This window comes from Collinsella sp. CLA-ER-H4, from assembly GCF_040092395.1.
Classification (GTDB): Bacteria; Actinomycetota; Coriobacteriia; order Coriobacteriales; family Coriobacteriaceae; genus Collinsella.
The window spans coordinates 16913-31854 of the sequence record NZ_JBBNLQ010000013.1 but is presented as its reverse complement, the minus strand read 5'-3'; the positions used below and the strand labels follow the sequence as shown (position 1 = coordinate 31854).

The window sequence follows — 14942 nt, the reverse complement described above, 5'->3', positions numbered from 1 at the left end:
ACTTATTAAGTTACGGCGTTTTGCCAAACGCCGTAACCGCTCGACGCTGCAAGCGTTCCTAAGCGGCAATCTGACGTTCAATCGTCGGGCATGGCCACAAGGCCTATGCCCCCATTTCCGAAACCTTTCCGCAACAATGTGGCCTCCGCGGCGCCAGCACCCGTTCACAACGTTCCCTGCGCTACACTTAGTCGCACTGTGGCGCCGCTGCGCCGTGCCCGAACCAAGGGAGACCCTCATGAAGAACACTCAGCTGCTGCTGATCAACGATATGTGCGGCTACGGCAAGGTTGCGCTTTCCGCCATGCTGCCGGTGCTGTCGCACATGGGCTACCGTATCCATAACCTGCCGACGGCACTTGTGTCCGATACGCTCAACTATCCCAAGTTCTACATTCACGACACCACGGAGTACGTGCGCCAAAGCCTCGCTATCTGGGAGGAGCTCGGCTTTGAGTTCGACGCTATCTCGACCGGCTTTATCGTGACCGAGGAAGAGACGCGCATCATTTCGGACTTCTGCCACCGTCGCGCGCAAAAGGGTACCAAGGTGTTCGTCGACCCCATCATGGGCGACAACGGCAAGCTCTATGCCGGTGTGCCCGAGTCCACGATTGGCCTTATGCGGCACCTGCTGGAGTGCGCAGACTACGCGGTGCCCAACTACACCGAGGCCTGTCTGCTCACCGATACGCCTATCGCCGAGCAAATTACGCCCGACGAGGCCCGTGCTCTTGTGGATGCCGTGCGTGTCCTGGGCGCCAAGTCGGTGGTCATTACGAGCGCTGTGGTCGACGGTGCGAATGTCGTCATCGGTTACGACCACGTGGCGGGGGAGTACTTCACGATTCCCTTCGACCTGATCCCGGTCTATTTCCCGGGCACGGGCGACACGTTTTCGGCGGTGCTCGTCGGCCGCGTTATGGCAGGTTGGAGTCTGCAGCGCGCGACGAGCGATGCCATGCGTGTGGTAGCGGAGCTCATCGAGCGCAATGCCGACCAGGAGGATAAGTCCGCCGGCCTTCCCATCGAGGCCTGCCTGGATGTGATTGACCATGAGTAACGCCGACGAGAGCAGCACCGAGGCGGCGGGCGAGAACAAGCCGCTCGGTGCCCCGCGCGGCAGGCGCCCACGTATTCGTATTAGCTGCGTGGACCAGCTGGGCACATGCCGCTGCCATCACGGGCACAAGCCGGGTGACGTCTTCGACTTCGACCGCGACCGCGGCAAGATGTGCGCCATGGCCTGCCATGTGGGCTTTCCCTATATCGATATCCTGCGCTATGGCGGAACCGTGCCTGGCAACGAGCCTGGTACGGCAAAGTTCTGCTGCCCCGAGGTCGATACGCTGAACGTCTGGCTCGCTGAGGTTGTCGACGAGTAATCGAGCGAATCAATCGAGCGAGGTTTTTCTCCCTCAATAATAACGAGCGTGGATTTTCTCCCGTTTAGCGCGCGCTTGAACGCTCAAAGTGGGAGATCATCCACGCTCGTTTTATGCCGATGGCGTGGCACGTGCGTCCGCGTGCTCGCTTGCCTATAACTGCTCGAGCATAGCGGTGCAGCCGGCGAGCACATCGCGGTAGGTGGCATCGAAGTTGCCGGTGTACCAGGGATCGGCCACGTCGCCGGGACGATCGGTCCAATCGAGCAGGCGCGAGATCTTGCTATCGGGATCGCTGCCAAAAATGCGACGCAGACCGCGCGCGTTCTCGGCATCCATATAGACAATGTGGTCCCAGTCACCATACTCCGCGCGACGCACCTGGCGCGCACGGTGGGCAACGACAGGAATCCCGACTTCACGCAGCTTGGCAACGGTGCCACGATGCGGCGGATTGCCGATTTCCTCGGTCGACGTTGCAGCGGAATCAATGACAAACTCCGCCTCGCGTCCAGCGCGGCGCACCAGCTCGGTAAACACGGACTCAGCCATCGTCGAGCGACAGATGTTCCCATGACAGATAAACAGTACGCGTTGCATATGCGGTTTCCTTTCGATCGCCATCATCGAGCTCGAGTATCGCATCTACGCCTGCACCCTCGCCCGCTTGCGCTCCCAGCGAGCCAACTTAATCGTCACCAGCGTGAGCGCCCAGGCCACAAGCGAGAACACGGCACCAACCGCGCCAACGTAGGCAATGCCAACTCCGCTTACCACGGCGCCGCCCACCGCGGTGCCAAACGAAATGCCGACATTAAACGCCATGGGCTCAACCGAACTCGCGAGCACCATCGACTTAGGATGACGGTTGCGTGCCACGTCCATAAAGTGCGTGATGCACGACACCGAGAACAGGTACATAAGCATCGCCAAGCTAAAGACAAAGACCAGCGCGAGCGGCATGGCAGCGCCTACGGCAAACAGCCCAAACAATGCCGCCGCCTGCAGCACAAACGTCACAAGCAGCGCCTTCATGCCAAAACGCGCGTCGATCCATCCGCCCAGGATGTTCGAGATCAGGCAGAACACGCCGTAGGCCATAAGCGTGGTACTGGCTTCGACCGTGCCCATGCCCAGCACCTGCTCAAGATAAGGCGTCACGTAGCCGTAGAACACATAGACCGAGCCCACGCCAAACAAAAAGATAAGCATGCCGGTGATGATACTCGGCTCGCGCAGCAGACTCGCCTGCTCGCGAAAGGTGGCGTGCTCGTCGGTTTGCCCAGCGCGCGGCATAAACGCCACGAGCGCTCCGCAGATCAAAACGGCAAAGGTCAGCGCGCCGTACATGGCAACGTGCCAGTCGAGCGTGTCGGCCACAAACTTACCGATCGAGGTCACAAAGACCATCGCCACGGAAAACGCGCCGTACACCACCGAGATGGCAAGCGAAGTTTGCTGCGGGGACAGAAGCTCAGGGATGTACGTCACGCCCACGGCGAGCAGCGCACCCGAGACAGAGCCCAGGATGATGCGCGAGATAAACAGCACCTGGAAGTTGGGCGCCAACGCCATGACCAGGTTGCCGAGCACAAAGACGATGCTATAGCACACGAGCAGCTGGCAGCGGCGAAAACGCCCCGTGCTGAGCGCAAGCACCGGCGTCGCGATGGCGTAGACAAGCGCAAACACGCTGATGAGCTGGCCCGCAGTGGCAAGCGATACGCCGAGTTCCGTCGCCAGGTCACTTTCGATGCCGATAACCACGAATTCGGAGCAACCGAGCGAGAATCCCAACAGCACGAGCAGCGCCAGGCAGAGCTTGGTGCGCGCGGGGGAGAGCGCGGCGGCGGTTGACTTACTTTTAGGCGTGGTTGCGGCGGTCAAGGTTGTCACTCCAATGTCGCATGAATAGGCGGGATTTAATCCCTGCAACTCTAACAGAATGTGACAAAGGGACCGTCCCTTTGTCACATTGCGCTGCCGGCCAGTCGCCCAAACCATCACAACATTCGATGAAAATCTCGAAATCGAGGAAAAGCGTCGAATGTTGTGACGGTTTTCGTGTTCGGCGCGGGTGAGCTTCGGTGTCGTCTGAGGGTATAAGGCTAGCAAGTGTTTATTTGCGAGGCCTAAGGGGCGCCCCGTATGGATATCGATAACTTTGAATGGTGGTATAGCGAGGGCGAGGCTCCGGATGAGGAGTGGGACGAGCCCACGCCGCGTGGCGTGTCGAGCGACGAGGACGAGACCGGCAGCGACGTCGCCGCCGACTCGGACGCCGCCCTCGACCCCGTCGAGCCCCTGACCTTCGAACAAGCCTGGGCCCAGGCCGAGGCAGACGAGGCCAAGGCCGACGCTACGGCCACGCTCGGCGAGCCAGCCGACATGTCGATCTCGCCGGCAAAGACCCCGCAGCCGCGTCACACCATCGATCCCGACAGCACGGCATCCTTCAGCATTCTCGACGTGCCCTCGCAGGGCGCCCAGGCGCCCGCACCCACACGTCGTCCCAATCTGTCTCGCGAGGAAGATGCAGGGCGTCGCTCGCCGCTTGGCCCCATCCTTATCGCCTTTATGGCCGGCGTTATCGCATGCTCGGTAATTGGAAACGTCTGGAGCCATGTCGAACAACAGCGAAAAGACGCCGCCAAGGTCGAGATGTCTGTCGAGCAATCGCTCGGCCGCACGCGCTCGGTACATGTGTCGGTCGAGGTTAAGGACGGCGCGACGTGGGACACCGTGCGCGGCGACAGCCAAATGCTCATTCACATCGTGGGGCGCACGCTCAAAGGGCAGACGATTGACGAGTATCAATACGTCAATTCGGCTGGTGACGGCATCGAGCTCAAGCCCGGCGACTACGAGCTCACGGTCGATGAACCGCCCGTCGCCACCGACGGCACGCGCTTCCGCGCCTCAAAGCGCATGGTCCCCGTGAGCTTTAACTCACAGGCGCCCGACACGGTCGACACCACACCGCAGGGCGGGTTCGACCTTTACGTGGATACCCAGTAGGCGCTCGCCGCTCATTCGGCTATGGCTACTCAATAATCGCCTGCCGTCCCGTCCCGCCGCCAAGAGTGGGACAATAGCCCTCGACACTATTGTTTACTTTTGGAGGAAGTAGCATGTCTACCGTCACTACCATCAAACGCGGCGGCCTCACCGCGGCCATCGATTCCATGGGCGCCCAGCTCACGAGCCTTGCCCTCAACGGCAACGAGTATCTGTGGCAGGGCGACCCCGCCTTTTGGGGCAAGCACGCGCCCATCCTGTTCCCCATTGTGGGCTCGCTGCGCAACAACACGGCAACGTCTGCGGCCGGCACCTGCGAGATGCCGCGCCACGGACTCGCGCGCATTGTCGAGCACAAGCTGGTCGAGGTTTCGGAGGACGGCTCCTCGGTAACGTACGAGATCACCGATACGCCCGAGTCGCTCAAGGCCTTTCCGTTCCACTTTAAGCTCAACATGACCTATGCCCTGACCGGCGACGCCACCCTCACGCAGACCTTTGCCGTCACCAACACCGGCGACGTGGACCTGCCGTTCTCGGTGGGCGGCCACCCCGCATTTAACGTGCCCGCCCCCGATGCCGAGGATGAGGCGTTCGAGGATTACGAGTTGGCGTTTACCGAGGCTTGGACCAACGAGGCTCCCATCATCACGCCCGACGGTCTTATGACGTTCGAGGGCAGCTACAAGGCGCCCGACAACTCGGACGTGCTGCCCATCACGCACCGCAGCTTCGATAACGATGCCATCATGTTCACCGATACTCCGGGCTCCACGCTCACACTGCGCGGCCGCAAGTCGGGCCACGGCGTCAAGATCGACTTTGAGGGCTTTAAGTACATTGGCGTGTGGTCTGCCGCCAACGACGCTCCGTTTGTGGCGCTCGAGCCCTGGACCGGTCATACCACCATGGACACCGAGGACGATGTCTTTGAGCACAAGGTCAACACCATCACCTTGGCTCCCGGCGCTACCGATAAACGTAGCTTTAGCGTCACCTTGTTCTAGAGGTTCCGCCGTTCTAACGAATGGCGGGCCGGTCGACGCTGTGCGCCACCCAGAGCGATAATTTGTCATCCAAAAGGCAAGGCATGACCAGAAGGTCTATGCCTTGCCTTTTTCATGCCAACTTGTTCGCTCTGGGCGGCGCTCGCTGGCATCGCCAAAACATCGACGCTCCCAATGACTACCGTGTGTCTATTAATTTTTCGAGCTTGTGCTGCGCTGCTGGTCGCTGGCGTATATCCTGTTAAGTCGTCAGCATACGATTCAACAGGGAAGGCAGATTATGCATTCTCCCCATCAACGCGACGCGCATCCACAGCCGGTATGCAGCCGTCGCATCTTTTTGGGTAGTGCTCTCGCTGCGAGCGCTTCTGTCGTCGCCGGCGCACTTGCCGGTTGCCAGCGCCCCTCCACGCTGGAAGTAGTTCGGCCCACGACGGGTGGCGGTCGCGACGACCTGTCCGATTCCGTGATCGGCAAGGACAAGATCCGCATCGGCATGGAGGCGGCCTACGCCCCGTACAACTGGCAGGTCTCCGAAGCCAGCGAGTACACCATCCCCATCGACAACGTGCAGGGCGCCTATGCCGATGGTTACGACGTGCAGATCGCCAAGATCGTCTGCAAGGCCCTCGGTGGCGAGCCCGTTGCCGTCAAACAGAGCTTCTCGGGCCTTATCGACTCGCTCAACAACGGCCAGATCGACCTCATCATCGCCGGTATGAGCGCCACGCCCGAGCGCGAGGAGTCCGTCGGCTTTTCCGACCCGTACTTTATCGGTTACTTTGGCCTGTTCGTAAAAGAGGGCTCGCCCTATCAGAATGCGACCAAGCTCAGCGACTTTAGCGGCGCAACGGTCCTCGGCCAAAAGGACACCATGCTCGATACCGTCATCGACGAGATCCCGGGCGTTGTCCACAAAAACCCGGTCGACTCGGTCCCCACGGTGTTTTCGAATCTGCTGCAGGGCACTTGCGACGCCGTGACCTACAACACTGAGAACGAGAAGGGCTATATGGCCCAAAACCCGGGTATCGTGCCGATTCAGTTTGCCGATGGCGAGGGCTTTAAGCAGGAGGTCACGGCAAACGTCGGCTGCCGCAAGGGCTCGGATAAGCTGCTTAAGCTCATCGACAAGACACTCAAGGGCATTAGCCAAGAGGAGCGCGACCAAATGTGGGACGCGTGCCTCGACCGTCAGCCGGCATAGGGAGGCAGCATGAAAACCATTAATCGCCTGGCCTCCTTTATCAAGGCCGACCACCGTTATGTATACCTGGGCACGAGCGTTATCGCGGCGCTCGGCCTGGCGTTTAGCCAGCGCAACCCCACGCCGCTGAGCTTCTTGGCCCCCACGGGCGTGTTCCAAGATTGCCTTTGGGCGATTCTTTGGGCCTGGCTCGTCGTGTCGGCGGCGGCGCTGGTCACCAAGCTCATGCACTGGAACGACTATCGCGAAACGTCGCCGTTCGCCTCCGAGCGTTGCCGCCGTGGCGCACGCCTGGGCAGCTACGTCGTGGTCGCCATCGCGGCGATCTTTTTCGTGGACCGCTGCGTCATGTCATTTATCGACCTGGTACAGGTGAGCATTGTCTCGGATTCCAACCCCAGCGACTTTTTGTCGAGCCTGGTCTACATGACCTACAAGAGCGGGGACTTCTTTATCCGCGGTATCGAGATCACCATCGCGCTTGCCACCTTCGGCACCGTCATCGCATTCTTCCTGGCACTGCTCTTTGTGTTCCTGCGTATTCAGACGTTCGATCGCGTGGACAACGACCTGGTGCGCTTCTTTAAGAGTATCGGCCGCGGCTTTGCGACCGTCTACTCCACCATCGTGCGCGGCACGCCCATGATGGTCCAGGGCCTGCTCATCTATTACGCGGGCTTCACCGTTTTGCGCGGCATGGGCTTCGAGACCGCTCAGGCCAACCAGATTTGGAGCACCTTCACCGCCGGCCTCGTTACCATCTCGCTCAACTCCACCGCCTACATGATGGAGGTCCTGCGCGGCGGCATCGAGTCCATTGATCCCGGTCAGGCCGAGGCAGCACGCTCACTGGGCCTGTCGCAGTGGCAAGCCATGCGCAAAGTCGTGTTCCCCCAGGGCATTAAAAACGCGATCCCGGCGCTCACCAACGAGCTCATCATCAACATCAAGGATTCGTCGGTGCTCTCGGTTATCGGTGTGTTCGACCTCATGTACGCCACCACCACCGTCGCCGGCGTGTACTATCGCCAGATGGAAGTCTACTGCGTGGCGCTCGTGGTCTACCTGATCCTGACGCTCGTGGCGAGCCGCCTGCTCGAGGCCTTTGGCAAAAAGCTCGGCGCCGAGGCTCCGGTCACGCTGCCCAGCTCCAACTAGGCTCAAGACGAGGAGAATCATCATGGCAGATACCGCCATTACCGGCGTTGCGGCCGTCGCACAGACCAATGAGCCGCTCATCCGCGTCGAGGGCCTGCGCAAGAGCTTCGGCTCGCTCAAGGTACTCAAGGGCATCGACCTGTCCGTCAATCCCGGTGAGGTCGTCACCATTATCGGCGCCTCGGGTTCGGGCAAGTCGACCTTCCTGCGCTGCCTCAACCTGCTCGAGACCCCGGACGCGGGCCACATCTGGTTCCACGGCCAGGACCTCACGGCCGAGCGCTGCAACATCAACAAGCTGCGCGAGGACATCGGCATGGTGTTCCAGGGCTTTAACCTGTTCAACAACATGGATGTGCTCGACAACTGCACGCTCGCGCCCGTCACGCTCAAAAAGATGGGCAAGGCCGAGGCCGAGAAGGTCGCGCTGGAGCATCTGACGAGTGTGGGACTCGAAAAATTCGCGCACGCCGCCGTGGGTCGCCTGTCCGGTGGTCAAAAGCAGCGCGTGGCCATCGCTCGTGCTCTATGCATGAACCCGCAGATCATGCTGTTCGACGAGCCGACCTCCGCACTCGACCCCGAGATCGTGGGCGAGGTGCTCGAGGTCATGCGCAAGCTCGCCGCCGACGGCATGACCATGGTCGTCGTCACGCACGAGATGGCCTTTGCCCGCACGGTGTCCGACCGCGTGGTCTTCATGGACAAGGGCGTGGTGCTCGAGGACGCCGCGCCGGCCGAGCTCTTCGGCAACCCCAAGCACCAGCGCACCCGCGAGTTCCTCTCGCGTTATCTCGAGGACAAATAACCGACCGTAAGCGTTTATGTGGCAGGGCCGCTCCGGTGGGGCGGCCCTTGTCGTCACAATCGAAAGGATGTCATGGCCGAGGTTTGGCGCTTCTTTGCGCATGAGGATGATTTTGCCGATTTGGACAAGGCCGGCGCATGCGAGCGCTTGGGCCGTGTGCTGTCGTTTCCGACCATTTCGAGCATGGATGCCGAGGCGGTGGACTGGCAGCCGTTCGACGACCTGCGCGCGTATATGCAGCGGGCTTGGCCGAACGTATTTACGGCGGGTAAGGTCGAACTCATCGATCATTCGTTGCTGGTGACGCTTTCCGGCTCCGACCCTGCACTCAAGCCCGTTGTGCTCATGGGTCACATGGACGTGGTTCCCGTGGTGCCGGGCACCGAGGACGATTGGACGCACGCCCCCTTTAGCGGGCATGTAGACGACACCTACATTTGGGGTCGCGGCGCCATCGATATGAAAGACCAGGTCGCAGGCATTCTCGAGGCGGTTGAGTATGCGCTGGCGCACGGTTGGCAGCACGAGCGCACGCTGCTCCTGGCCTTTGGCCAGGACGAGGAGACTACGCAGTACGGCGCAGGCGCCATCGGCCGCGCGCTCGAGGAGCGCGGCATTGAGCTTGAGTACCTGATCGACGAGGGTGACTACCGCATCGTTCCGGCTGCCGAGTATAGCGCGGGCGAGGGCTGGCTTATGCATGCCGATCTCGCGGAGAAGGGCTACGCCGATATCGTGTTGAGGACGCGTAGCGAGGGCGGGCATTCCTCCAACCCCTACGGTGGCACATCGCTCGAGGTGCTAAGCCGCGCCATTGCCGCAATCTGCGATATCGAATGGCCGGCTCGCGTGACCGATCTGCTTGCCGCGCAGCTTGTCGAGCTGGGGCTCTACACGACGGATGAGATTGCCGCTAATGGAGACGTCATTGTCCGCGACTGCCTCGCCAGCAAAAAGCTCTATCCGCTCGTGACCACCACCTGCGCGCCCACGCAGATCGAGGGTGGCAGCACCGGCGCCAACGTAATGCCGCAGGATATGTGGGCCAACATTAACTTCCGCATGCTTGAGGGCACGAGCGTGGCCGACGTTGTGGCGCGCTGCCGCGAGGCGGTTGCCGCGGCGGGCCTTGCCGGACGTGTGGAGGTCGAACTTGGCCCCGGCAGCTCCGAACCTTCGCCGTCCCCGCGCGTTGGTGGACCGGGACTCGAGGCCGTTCGCGCCATTGCCGCCCGCTATTTCTGTGATCCAAAGGGGACGGAGGAAAACGGATCATCCGAGCCGTTGGCGATTGTCCCCTCGACCGTGATCGGCGCGACCGATGCTGCTAACTACCAGCGCATTTGTCCCGAATGCATTCGCTTCTCGGCCTTTGTGGTCGACGATGACGAGTGCGACCGCGGCGTCCACGGCACCAACGAGCGCATCACCCGCCGCGCCTACCTCCAGGGTGTCCGCTTCCTCATCGCCCTGCTCCATACGCTCTAGAATCCGACAAAGGGACTGTCCCTTTGTCGGATTCCGTGCGGGTTATATGCAGGTTTGCCTGCGCACGCTATCATATATGGGTTAGACCGCAATTATGTACCCCATACGCGAAGGGATGCGCATGTATCTGAAGATCGACATGTTCTAGCCGGGCTTACCCCCGCAGCGGCGCCCCGCGCCCCATCAACTCTGCCGATTTTCACCTTCACGCATATAAAGGAGTCCCGTCATGCGCGACAAGCTCGAAAAGATCATCAAGGCCTACGAGGAGCTCGAGAAGAAGCTTTCCGACCCGGCCGTCGCCTCCGATATCAAGGAGTTCACGCGTCTCAACAAGGAGTACGCGCACCAGTCCGACCTCATCGCCGCATCGCGCGAGTACATCGGCGCGCTCGATGACATCGAGGCTGCCAAGGAAATGCTGCACGATACCACTGATGCCGATGAGAAGGAGATGCTCCAGATGGACATCTCCGAAAACGAGGCCAAGCTTCCCCAGCTCGAGGAAGACATCAAGTACATGCTCATTCCGAGCGACCCCAACGACGACAAGAACACCATCGTCGAGATTCGCTCCGCCGCCGGTGGCGACGAGGCGGCCATCTTTGCCGGCGACCTGTACAAGATGTATCAGCGCTTTTGCGAGTCGCGCGGCTGGAAGACCACCGTGCTCGACTCCAGCCCCAGCGAGGCCGGTGGCTTTAAGTCCATTGAGTTCAAGGTCGAGGGCGACCGCGTCTACTCCGTTATGAAGTTCGAGTCCGGCGTGCACCGCGTCCAGCGCGTTCCCAAGACTGAGTCCCAGGGCCGCATTCAGACCTCCACGGCTACCGTCGCCGTACTTCCCGAGGCCGAGGAGATCGACGTCCAGATCAACCAGTCCGACCTGCGCATCGATACCTACTGCGCCTCCGGCCCTGGCGGTCAGTGCGTTAACACCACGTATTCCGCCGTGCGCATCACCCACCTGCCCACCAACACCGTGGTGCAGTCGCAGGAACAGCGCTCCCAGATTCAGAACCGCGAAGTCTGCATGCAGATGCTGCGCGCCCGTCTGTACGAGATGGAGCTCGAGAAGCAGCAGGCAGAGCTCGGTGCCGAGCGCCAAAGCCAGATCGGCCACGGCAACCGTTCCGAGAAGATCCGTACCTACAACCAGCCCCAGGACCGCGTGACCGATCATCGCATCGGCTTCAACTCCACCTATAACGGCGTCCTCCTGGGCGACCAGCTCGGCACCGTCATCGAGGCACTCGCCGCCGCCGAGCGAGCCGAGAAGCTGGCACAGGCTGTGTAGCGGGTTACGCGGTTTTACCAAACCGCGTAACGGCTCGACGCTGCGCGCCGCCCAGAGCGACAATTTGCCATTCAAAAGGCAAGGCATGACCAGAAGGTCTATGTCTTGCCTTTTTCATGCCAACTTGTTCGCTCTGGACGTCGCTCGCTGTCCGTTCTCTACCTGCGGCGTTCTCTTGGGTAGTCATTGTGTATGCTCAACCTGCGGTGCCTTAGATGTAGTCATTGGGGACGTTCTTAAATGACTAGGTTGGGTAAATTACTTTTCGAGTTTATTTAATCTGTTTTGTTAGAAATTAAGCTGCCTACCTGCTCAAAGTAATTAACAGCCTTCATCTGCTATTGAAAATATTGCTCAAAAAATCGTCCGAGAAGTCGCAGTGCATTTTTTGATGCGTCGCACGTCAAGTGATTTGGCAAGTTCTTGGTTAGATATTGGTCAGTTTTGGGTCAACCTTGCCAAAAGCTTGACGAATGCAGATTTAGACGTCGGCGAATGAACACTTTGAGCGAGCTCGGTGCAAAATTCTGGGCTGATTCTCGATAATCGCTTTCAATCGTCCCTTGCCAAGCGCTGGCCTCGCGTACAATCTGCTCCGACATTCGCGCGCCGTCCGGCGCTTAAGAGGGGAGGGCCCCATGGCAAACGAGATTTGGACCATCAAGCGTTGTCTCGAGTGGACCAAGGAGTACCTGGCCGAGCGCGGCGAGGAGCACCCCCGTCTTTCTGCCGAGTGGCTGCTGTGCGCAGCTACGGGTCTGGCGCGTATCGACTTATATATGCGCATGGACGAGACGCTCGACGCAGCGCAGCTCGAGACCATGCACGCGGCGGTCGTCCGTCGCGCGAAGGGCGAGCCGCTGCAGTACATCACCGGTAGCACGCAGTTTCGCATGATCGACGTCGCGTGCGCCCCCGGTGTGCTCATCCCGCGCCCCGAGACCGAGATGCTCGTCGAAGAAGTTCTGAACTATCTGGATGCCGAGGTGCTGAGCCCCGAGGCCGCTGCCCGCCAGCGCGTGGAGCTGCCTTGGAACGATGAGGTCGAGCAGGCCCGCAAAGCCGAGACGGCGCTGGCTGACGAACGCGCGGCCGCCGAGCGTCGTGCCGCCAACCTGACGGCCGCCGATGAGGCTGCGCTGGGTAGCGACGTGCTCGGTAGCCGCGCCTATGCCGAGGAACTGGCCGACCGCGAGGCCGAGGAAGCCGCCGCGCAGGCAGCAGAAGCCGAAGCGGCAGAAGCAGAGGCCATGGAAACCCCCGAGCCCGAGCTCGACGAATACGGCATCGCCATTGAGGACAACGACCAACAGGCGACTCCCGCGCAAGATGCCGCCGAGGCCAACGTATCTGCCCCAGCCGAGCCCCGCACTGCCCGCGTTCTCGAGGTCGGCTGCGGCACGGGCTGCATTTCGCTCTCCCTTGCCTGGGAGCGCCGCGGGCACGTTACCTGCACTGCTACCGATATCGAGCCGCGCGCCATCGACCTTGCTACCAAAAACCGCGATGCGCTTGGCCTCACGTCCGACGAGGTCGCCTTCAGCCTCACAAACCTGGTGAGCTCCATTCCCCGCGAAGAGTGGGGCACCTTTGACGTACTCGTCTCCAACCCGCCCTACATCCCCACCGATGTCATGCGCTCGCTGCCGCATGAGGTCAAGGACTTTGAGCCCGATCTGGCGCTCGAGGGCGGTGCCGACGGTCTCGATATCTTCCGCCGCCTGCTCAACGCGGCGCCCTACATGCTGCGTGCCGGCGGCCTGTTTGCCTGCGAGCTCTACGAGGGCGCGCTCGACGCCGCGGCCGAGCTCTGTCGTCAAGCAGGCCTTTCGGACGTGCGTATCGTCCACGACCTCACCGATCGTCCCCGCATCGTTCGAGCCATCGTCACCGAGCCCAAACAGCGTATTTAAGCTGAATAAATAGACATTTGCGCAAGTTTGTCCTTGCAATATACCGTAAAACTTCTACTATAGAAGGAGAAAGGTATGTCAAATCAGCTGCATCGGTACCGTATCGTGCTTGATTACATTGAACCTTGGCTTGATGAGCAGGATGAAGCTACGCTGAAGCAGATTTATGCAGACCTTTTGGTGCTCGAGAAGGAAGGTCCCAGCCTTGGTCGTCCGCTGGTTGACCGCGTAAAGGGCTCGAAGCTTCATCATTTAAAGGAGCTGAGAGTGACGTCGTGTGGTGGGCAGGTGATTCGCATCCTCTTCGCCTTTGACCCCAAGCGCCAGGCGGTATTGCTATTGGCGGGTGATAAGTCGCGAGCGGGATCGTCAAGGGCAAAATGGAACGGTTGGTATGCGATCAACATTCCAAGGGCCGAGCAAATATACCGTCGCCACGTAAGGAGGCTCGATCGAGATGGAACTGCATGAGTATATGGAATCTCGCGGGATAACACGCGACTCCATTACCGCCGAGCAGGAGAGGACTCGCGATCGTATCGAAGCCTATAAGCTTGCTCAGATTCGCAGGTTAAAAGATCTAACACAGGCGTCGGTCGCCCAGTCGATGGGCGTTTCTCAAAAACGTGTATCCGAGCTCGAGCGTGGGGAGTTGGGTTCGATGAGGCTCGACACGCTGAGCAGGTACGCAGAGAGCCTCGGCGGAAAACTGGTTGCAAGCATCGAGTTTCCCGATCGTACCGTTACGCTTGCGCGCTAAAAATCTTCAATTAACCCCCTCACTTTCACCGACTACTAGAGCCGCTCACCAAACCAACATGCGCTCTGGGCAAATAGGTTGAATGTTTCGTGCGAGAATGCCCCACAGTAAACAAACTTGCACCGGAGCGTAAGGGGCTGGCATACACATGCAGACGGTCTATCGGGTATACGAGGGAACGCGCGAGCCGCATCGGCTTGCCGTCGAGCGCACGGCCGAGGTGCTCGGCCGCGGCGGCTTGGCCTTGATTCCGACCGAGACCGTCTACGGTGTCGCCGTGGCAGTCAACGCCTTCTCGGACGCCGTGCCCCAAGATACAAGCGAATTCCCATCGTGGCCGCGCGATCCGCAGGCTGCCGTCAATGGCGCCGCAGTTCCTGCGCTCGGCACCGGCTATCGCCGTATCTTCACTCTCAAGCAACGTGAGCTCACGCAAACCGTCGCTTGGCTGGTCGATGGCGTCGAAGCACTCGACCGCTATGGCGTGGATATCCCGGAAGATGCCCGCGTACTCGCGCGACGATGCTGGCCGGGAGCCCTGACTATCGTGGTCAAGGCAGCCCCCTGCGTGCCGACCTTTATGCGCGCTGCCGACGACACCGTGGCCCTGCGCGCTTCGGCCTCTCCCGTGGTCCAAGCGCTCATCCGCGCCTGCGGCAGTCCCCTTGCCTGCACGAGCGCCAACACGCACGGTGCGCCTTCGCCGGCAAGCTTTGCCGCCGTCGAGGGTCGCATCCTGGAGGGGGTCGATGTTGCCGTCGACGCCGGTGAGACCCCGTGTCGCGACGCCTCGACCATCGTGTCGTTCCAGCACGGCGGGCTCCAGATCCTGCGCCAAGGCGCACTTCCCGCATCAGAGATCGAGCGGGTCCTGTCCGACCCGATGCAATAGAAGGGTGTA

The 14942-nt window shown here is 60.7% G+C and carries 15 protein-coding genes; 13 read left to right on the top strand and 2 right to left on the bottom strand.

Translation table 11 applies throughout. The features are described 5' to 3' along the window. Positions 1-238 precede the first annotated feature (238 nt). Both AAAX34_RS08160 and AAAX34_RS08155 read left to right on the top strand, forming a co-directional pair. Complete coding sequence (locus tag AAAX34_RS08160; RefSeq protein ID WP_349110795.1) at positions 239-1063, top strand: PfkB family carbohydrate kinase; 825 nt, start codon at positions 239-241, stop codon at positions 1061-1063. After that, the gene (locus tag AAAX34_RS08155) at positions 1056-1385 is read left to right on the top strand and encodes a TIGR04076 family protein (RefSeq protein WP_349110793.1); all 330 of its coding nucleotides are present in this window, start codon (positions 1056-1058) and stop codon (positions 1383-1385) included. Before AAAX34_RS08160 ends, AAAX34_RS08155 begins: the two co-directional genes overlap by 8 nt. A gap of 153 nt (positions 1386-1538) precedes the next feature. Here the strand turns inward: AAAX34_RS08155 and AAAX34_RS08150 are convergent, their stop codons facing one another. Continuing rightward, on the bottom strand, positions 1539-1985 hold the full coding sequence (locus AAAX34_RS08150; RefSeq protein WP_349110791.1) for a low molecular weight protein-tyrosine-phosphatase: 447 nt from the start codon (positions 1983-1985) through the stop codon (positions 1539-1541). A 45-nt stretch (positions 1986-2030) separates the two neighbouring features. Continuing rightward, positions 2031-3281 carry an MFS transporter gene (locus tag AAAX34_RS08145; RefSeq protein ID WP_349110790.1) on the bottom strand — a complete coding sequence of 417 codons (1251 nt, stop codon included), beginning with the start codon at positions 3279-3281 and terminating at the stop codon, positions 2031-2033. 252 nt (positions 3282-3533) lie between these two features. Here AAAX34_RS08145 and AAAX34_RS08140 point away from each other — a divergent pair, with 252 nt between their 5' ends. The 11 genes from AAAX34_RS08140 (at position 3534) to AAAX34_RS08090 (ending at position 14933) form a co-directional block, all read left to right on the top strand. After that, positions 3534-4403, top strand: a complete 870-nt coding sequence (locus AAAX34_RS08140) for a hypothetical protein (RefSeq protein ID WP_349110788.1) — start codon at positions 3534-3536, stop codon at positions 4401-4403. A 113-nt stretch (positions 4404-4516) separates the two neighbouring features. Further along, a complete protein-coding gene (locus tag AAAX34_RS08135; RefSeq protein WP_349110786.1) occupies positions 4517-5410 on the top strand; it encodes an aldose 1-epimerase family protein in 894 nt (297 codons plus the stop codon). Positions 5411-5690: 280 nt separating this feature from the next. Continuing rightward, positions 5691-6617, top strand: coding sequence for a transporter substrate-binding domain-containing protein (locus AAAX34_RS08130; RefSeq protein WP_349110784.1), 927 nt, complete (start codon positions 5691-5693; stop codon positions 6615-6617). A 9-nt stretch (positions 6618-6626) separates the two neighbouring features. Continuing rightward, positions 6627-7775: an amino acid ABC transporter permease gene (locus tag AAAX34_RS08125; RefSeq protein ID WP_349110783.1), complete on the top strand. Its 1149-nt coding sequence runs from the start codon at positions 6627-6629 to the stop codon at positions 7773-7775. A 22-nt stretch (positions 7776-7797) separates the two neighbouring features. After that, positions 7798-8583, top strand: a complete 786-nt coding sequence (locus tag AAAX34_RS08120) for an amino acid ABC transporter ATP-binding protein (RefSeq protein WP_349110781.1) — start codon at positions 7798-7800, stop codon at positions 8581-8583. A 72-nt stretch (positions 8584-8655) separates the two neighbouring features. After that, complete coding sequence (locus AAAX34_RS08115; RefSeq protein ID WP_349110780.1) at positions 8656-10071, top strand: M20/M25/M40 family metallo-hydrolase; 1416 nt, start codon at positions 8656-8658, stop codon at positions 10069-10071. A gap of 229 nt (positions 10072-10300) precedes the next feature. After that, positions 10301-11368 (top strand): peptide chain release factor 1, encoded by a 1068-nt coding sequence (gene prfA, locus AAAX34_RS08110; RefSeq protein ID WP_055252487.1) that lies wholly within the window; start codon positions 10301-10303, stop codon positions 11366-11368. Positions 11369-12006: 638 nt separating this feature from the next. Beyond that, a complete protein-coding gene (locus AAAX34_RS08105; RefSeq protein ID WP_349110779.1) occupies positions 12007-13281 on the top strand; it encodes a HemK/PrmC family methyltransferase in 1275 nt (424 codons plus the stop codon). Between the two features lie 75 nt (positions 13282-13356). Next, positions 13357-13752: a type II toxin-antitoxin system RelE/ParE family toxin gene (locus AAAX34_RS08100; RefSeq protein WP_022094268.1), complete on the top strand. Its 396-nt coding sequence runs from the start codon at positions 13357-13359 to the stop codon at positions 13750-13752. Next, entirely contained in the window at positions 13739-14041 is a 303-nt protein-coding gene (locus tag AAAX34_RS08095; RefSeq protein ID WP_006235701.1) for a helix-turn-helix domain-containing protein, read from the top strand. Before AAAX34_RS08100 ends, AAAX34_RS08095 begins: the two co-directional genes overlap by 14 nt. 148 nt (positions 14042-14189) lie before the next feature. Further along, on the top strand, positions 14190-14933 hold the full coding sequence (locus AAAX34_RS08090) for an L-threonylcarbamoyladenylate synthase (protein ID WP_022094267.1): 744 nt from the start codon (positions 14190-14192) through the stop codon (positions 14931-14933). Positions 14934-14942: the final 9 nt, after the last annotated feature.

Excerpts from the sequence above, each read along its gene's own strand:
- AAAX34_RS08160 (WP_349110795.1), top strand. The coding sequence starts at position 239 with ATGAAGAACACTCAGCTGCTGCTGATCAACGATATGTGCGGCTACGGC.
- AAAX34_RS08140 (WP_349110788.1), top strand. The coding sequence starts at position 3,534 with ATGGATATCGATAACTTTGAATGGTGGTATAGCGAGGGCGAGGCTCCG.
- AAAX34_RS08100 (WP_022094268.1), top strand. The coding sequence starts at position 13,357 with ATGTCAAATCAGCTGCATCGGTACCGTATCGTGCTTGATTACATTGAA.
- prfA (WP_055252487.1), top strand. The coding sequence starts at position 10,301 with ATGCGCGACAAGCTCGAAAAGATCATCAAGGCCTACGAGGAGCTCGAG.
- AAAX34_RS08155 (WP_349110793.1), top strand. The coding sequence starts at position 1,056 with ATGAGTAACGCCGACGAGAGCAGCACCGAGGCGGCGGGCGAGAACAAG.
- AAAX34_RS08130 (WP_349110784.1), top strand. The coding sequence starts at position 5,691 with ATGCATTCTCCCCATCAACGCGACGCGCATCCACAGCCGGTATGCAGC.
- AAAX34_RS08095 (WP_006235701.1), top strand. The coding sequence starts at position 13,739 with ATGGAACTGCATGAGTATATGGAATCTCGCGGGATAACACGCGACTCC.
- AAAX34_RS08115 (WP_349110780.1), top strand. The coding sequence starts at position 8,656 with ATGGCCGAGGTTTGGCGCTTCTTTGCGCATGAGGATGATTTTGCCGAT.
- AAAX34_RS08090 (WP_022094267.1), top strand. The coding sequence starts at position 14,190 with ATGCAGACGGTCTATCGGGTATACGAGGGAACGCGCGAGCCGCATCGG.
- AAAX34_RS08150 (WP_349110791.1), bottom strand. The coding sequence starts at position 1,985 with ATGCAACGCGTACTGTTTATCTGTCATGGGAACATCTGTCGCTCGACG.
- AAAX34_RS08105 (WP_349110779.1), top strand. The coding sequence starts at position 12,007 with ATGGCAAACGAGATTTGGACCATCAAGCGTTGTCTCGAGTGGACCAAG.
- AAAX34_RS08135 (WP_349110786.1), top strand. The coding sequence starts at position 4,517 with ATGTCTACCGTCACTACCATCAAACGCGGCGGCCTCACCGCGGCCATC.
- AAAX34_RS08120 (WP_349110781.1), top strand. The coding sequence starts at position 7,798 with ATGGCAGATACCGCCATTACCGGCGTTGCGGCCGTCGCACAGACCAAT.
- AAAX34_RS08125 (WP_349110783.1), top strand. The coding sequence starts at position 6,627 with ATGAAAACCATTAATCGCCTGGCCTCCTTTATCAAGGCCGACCACCGT.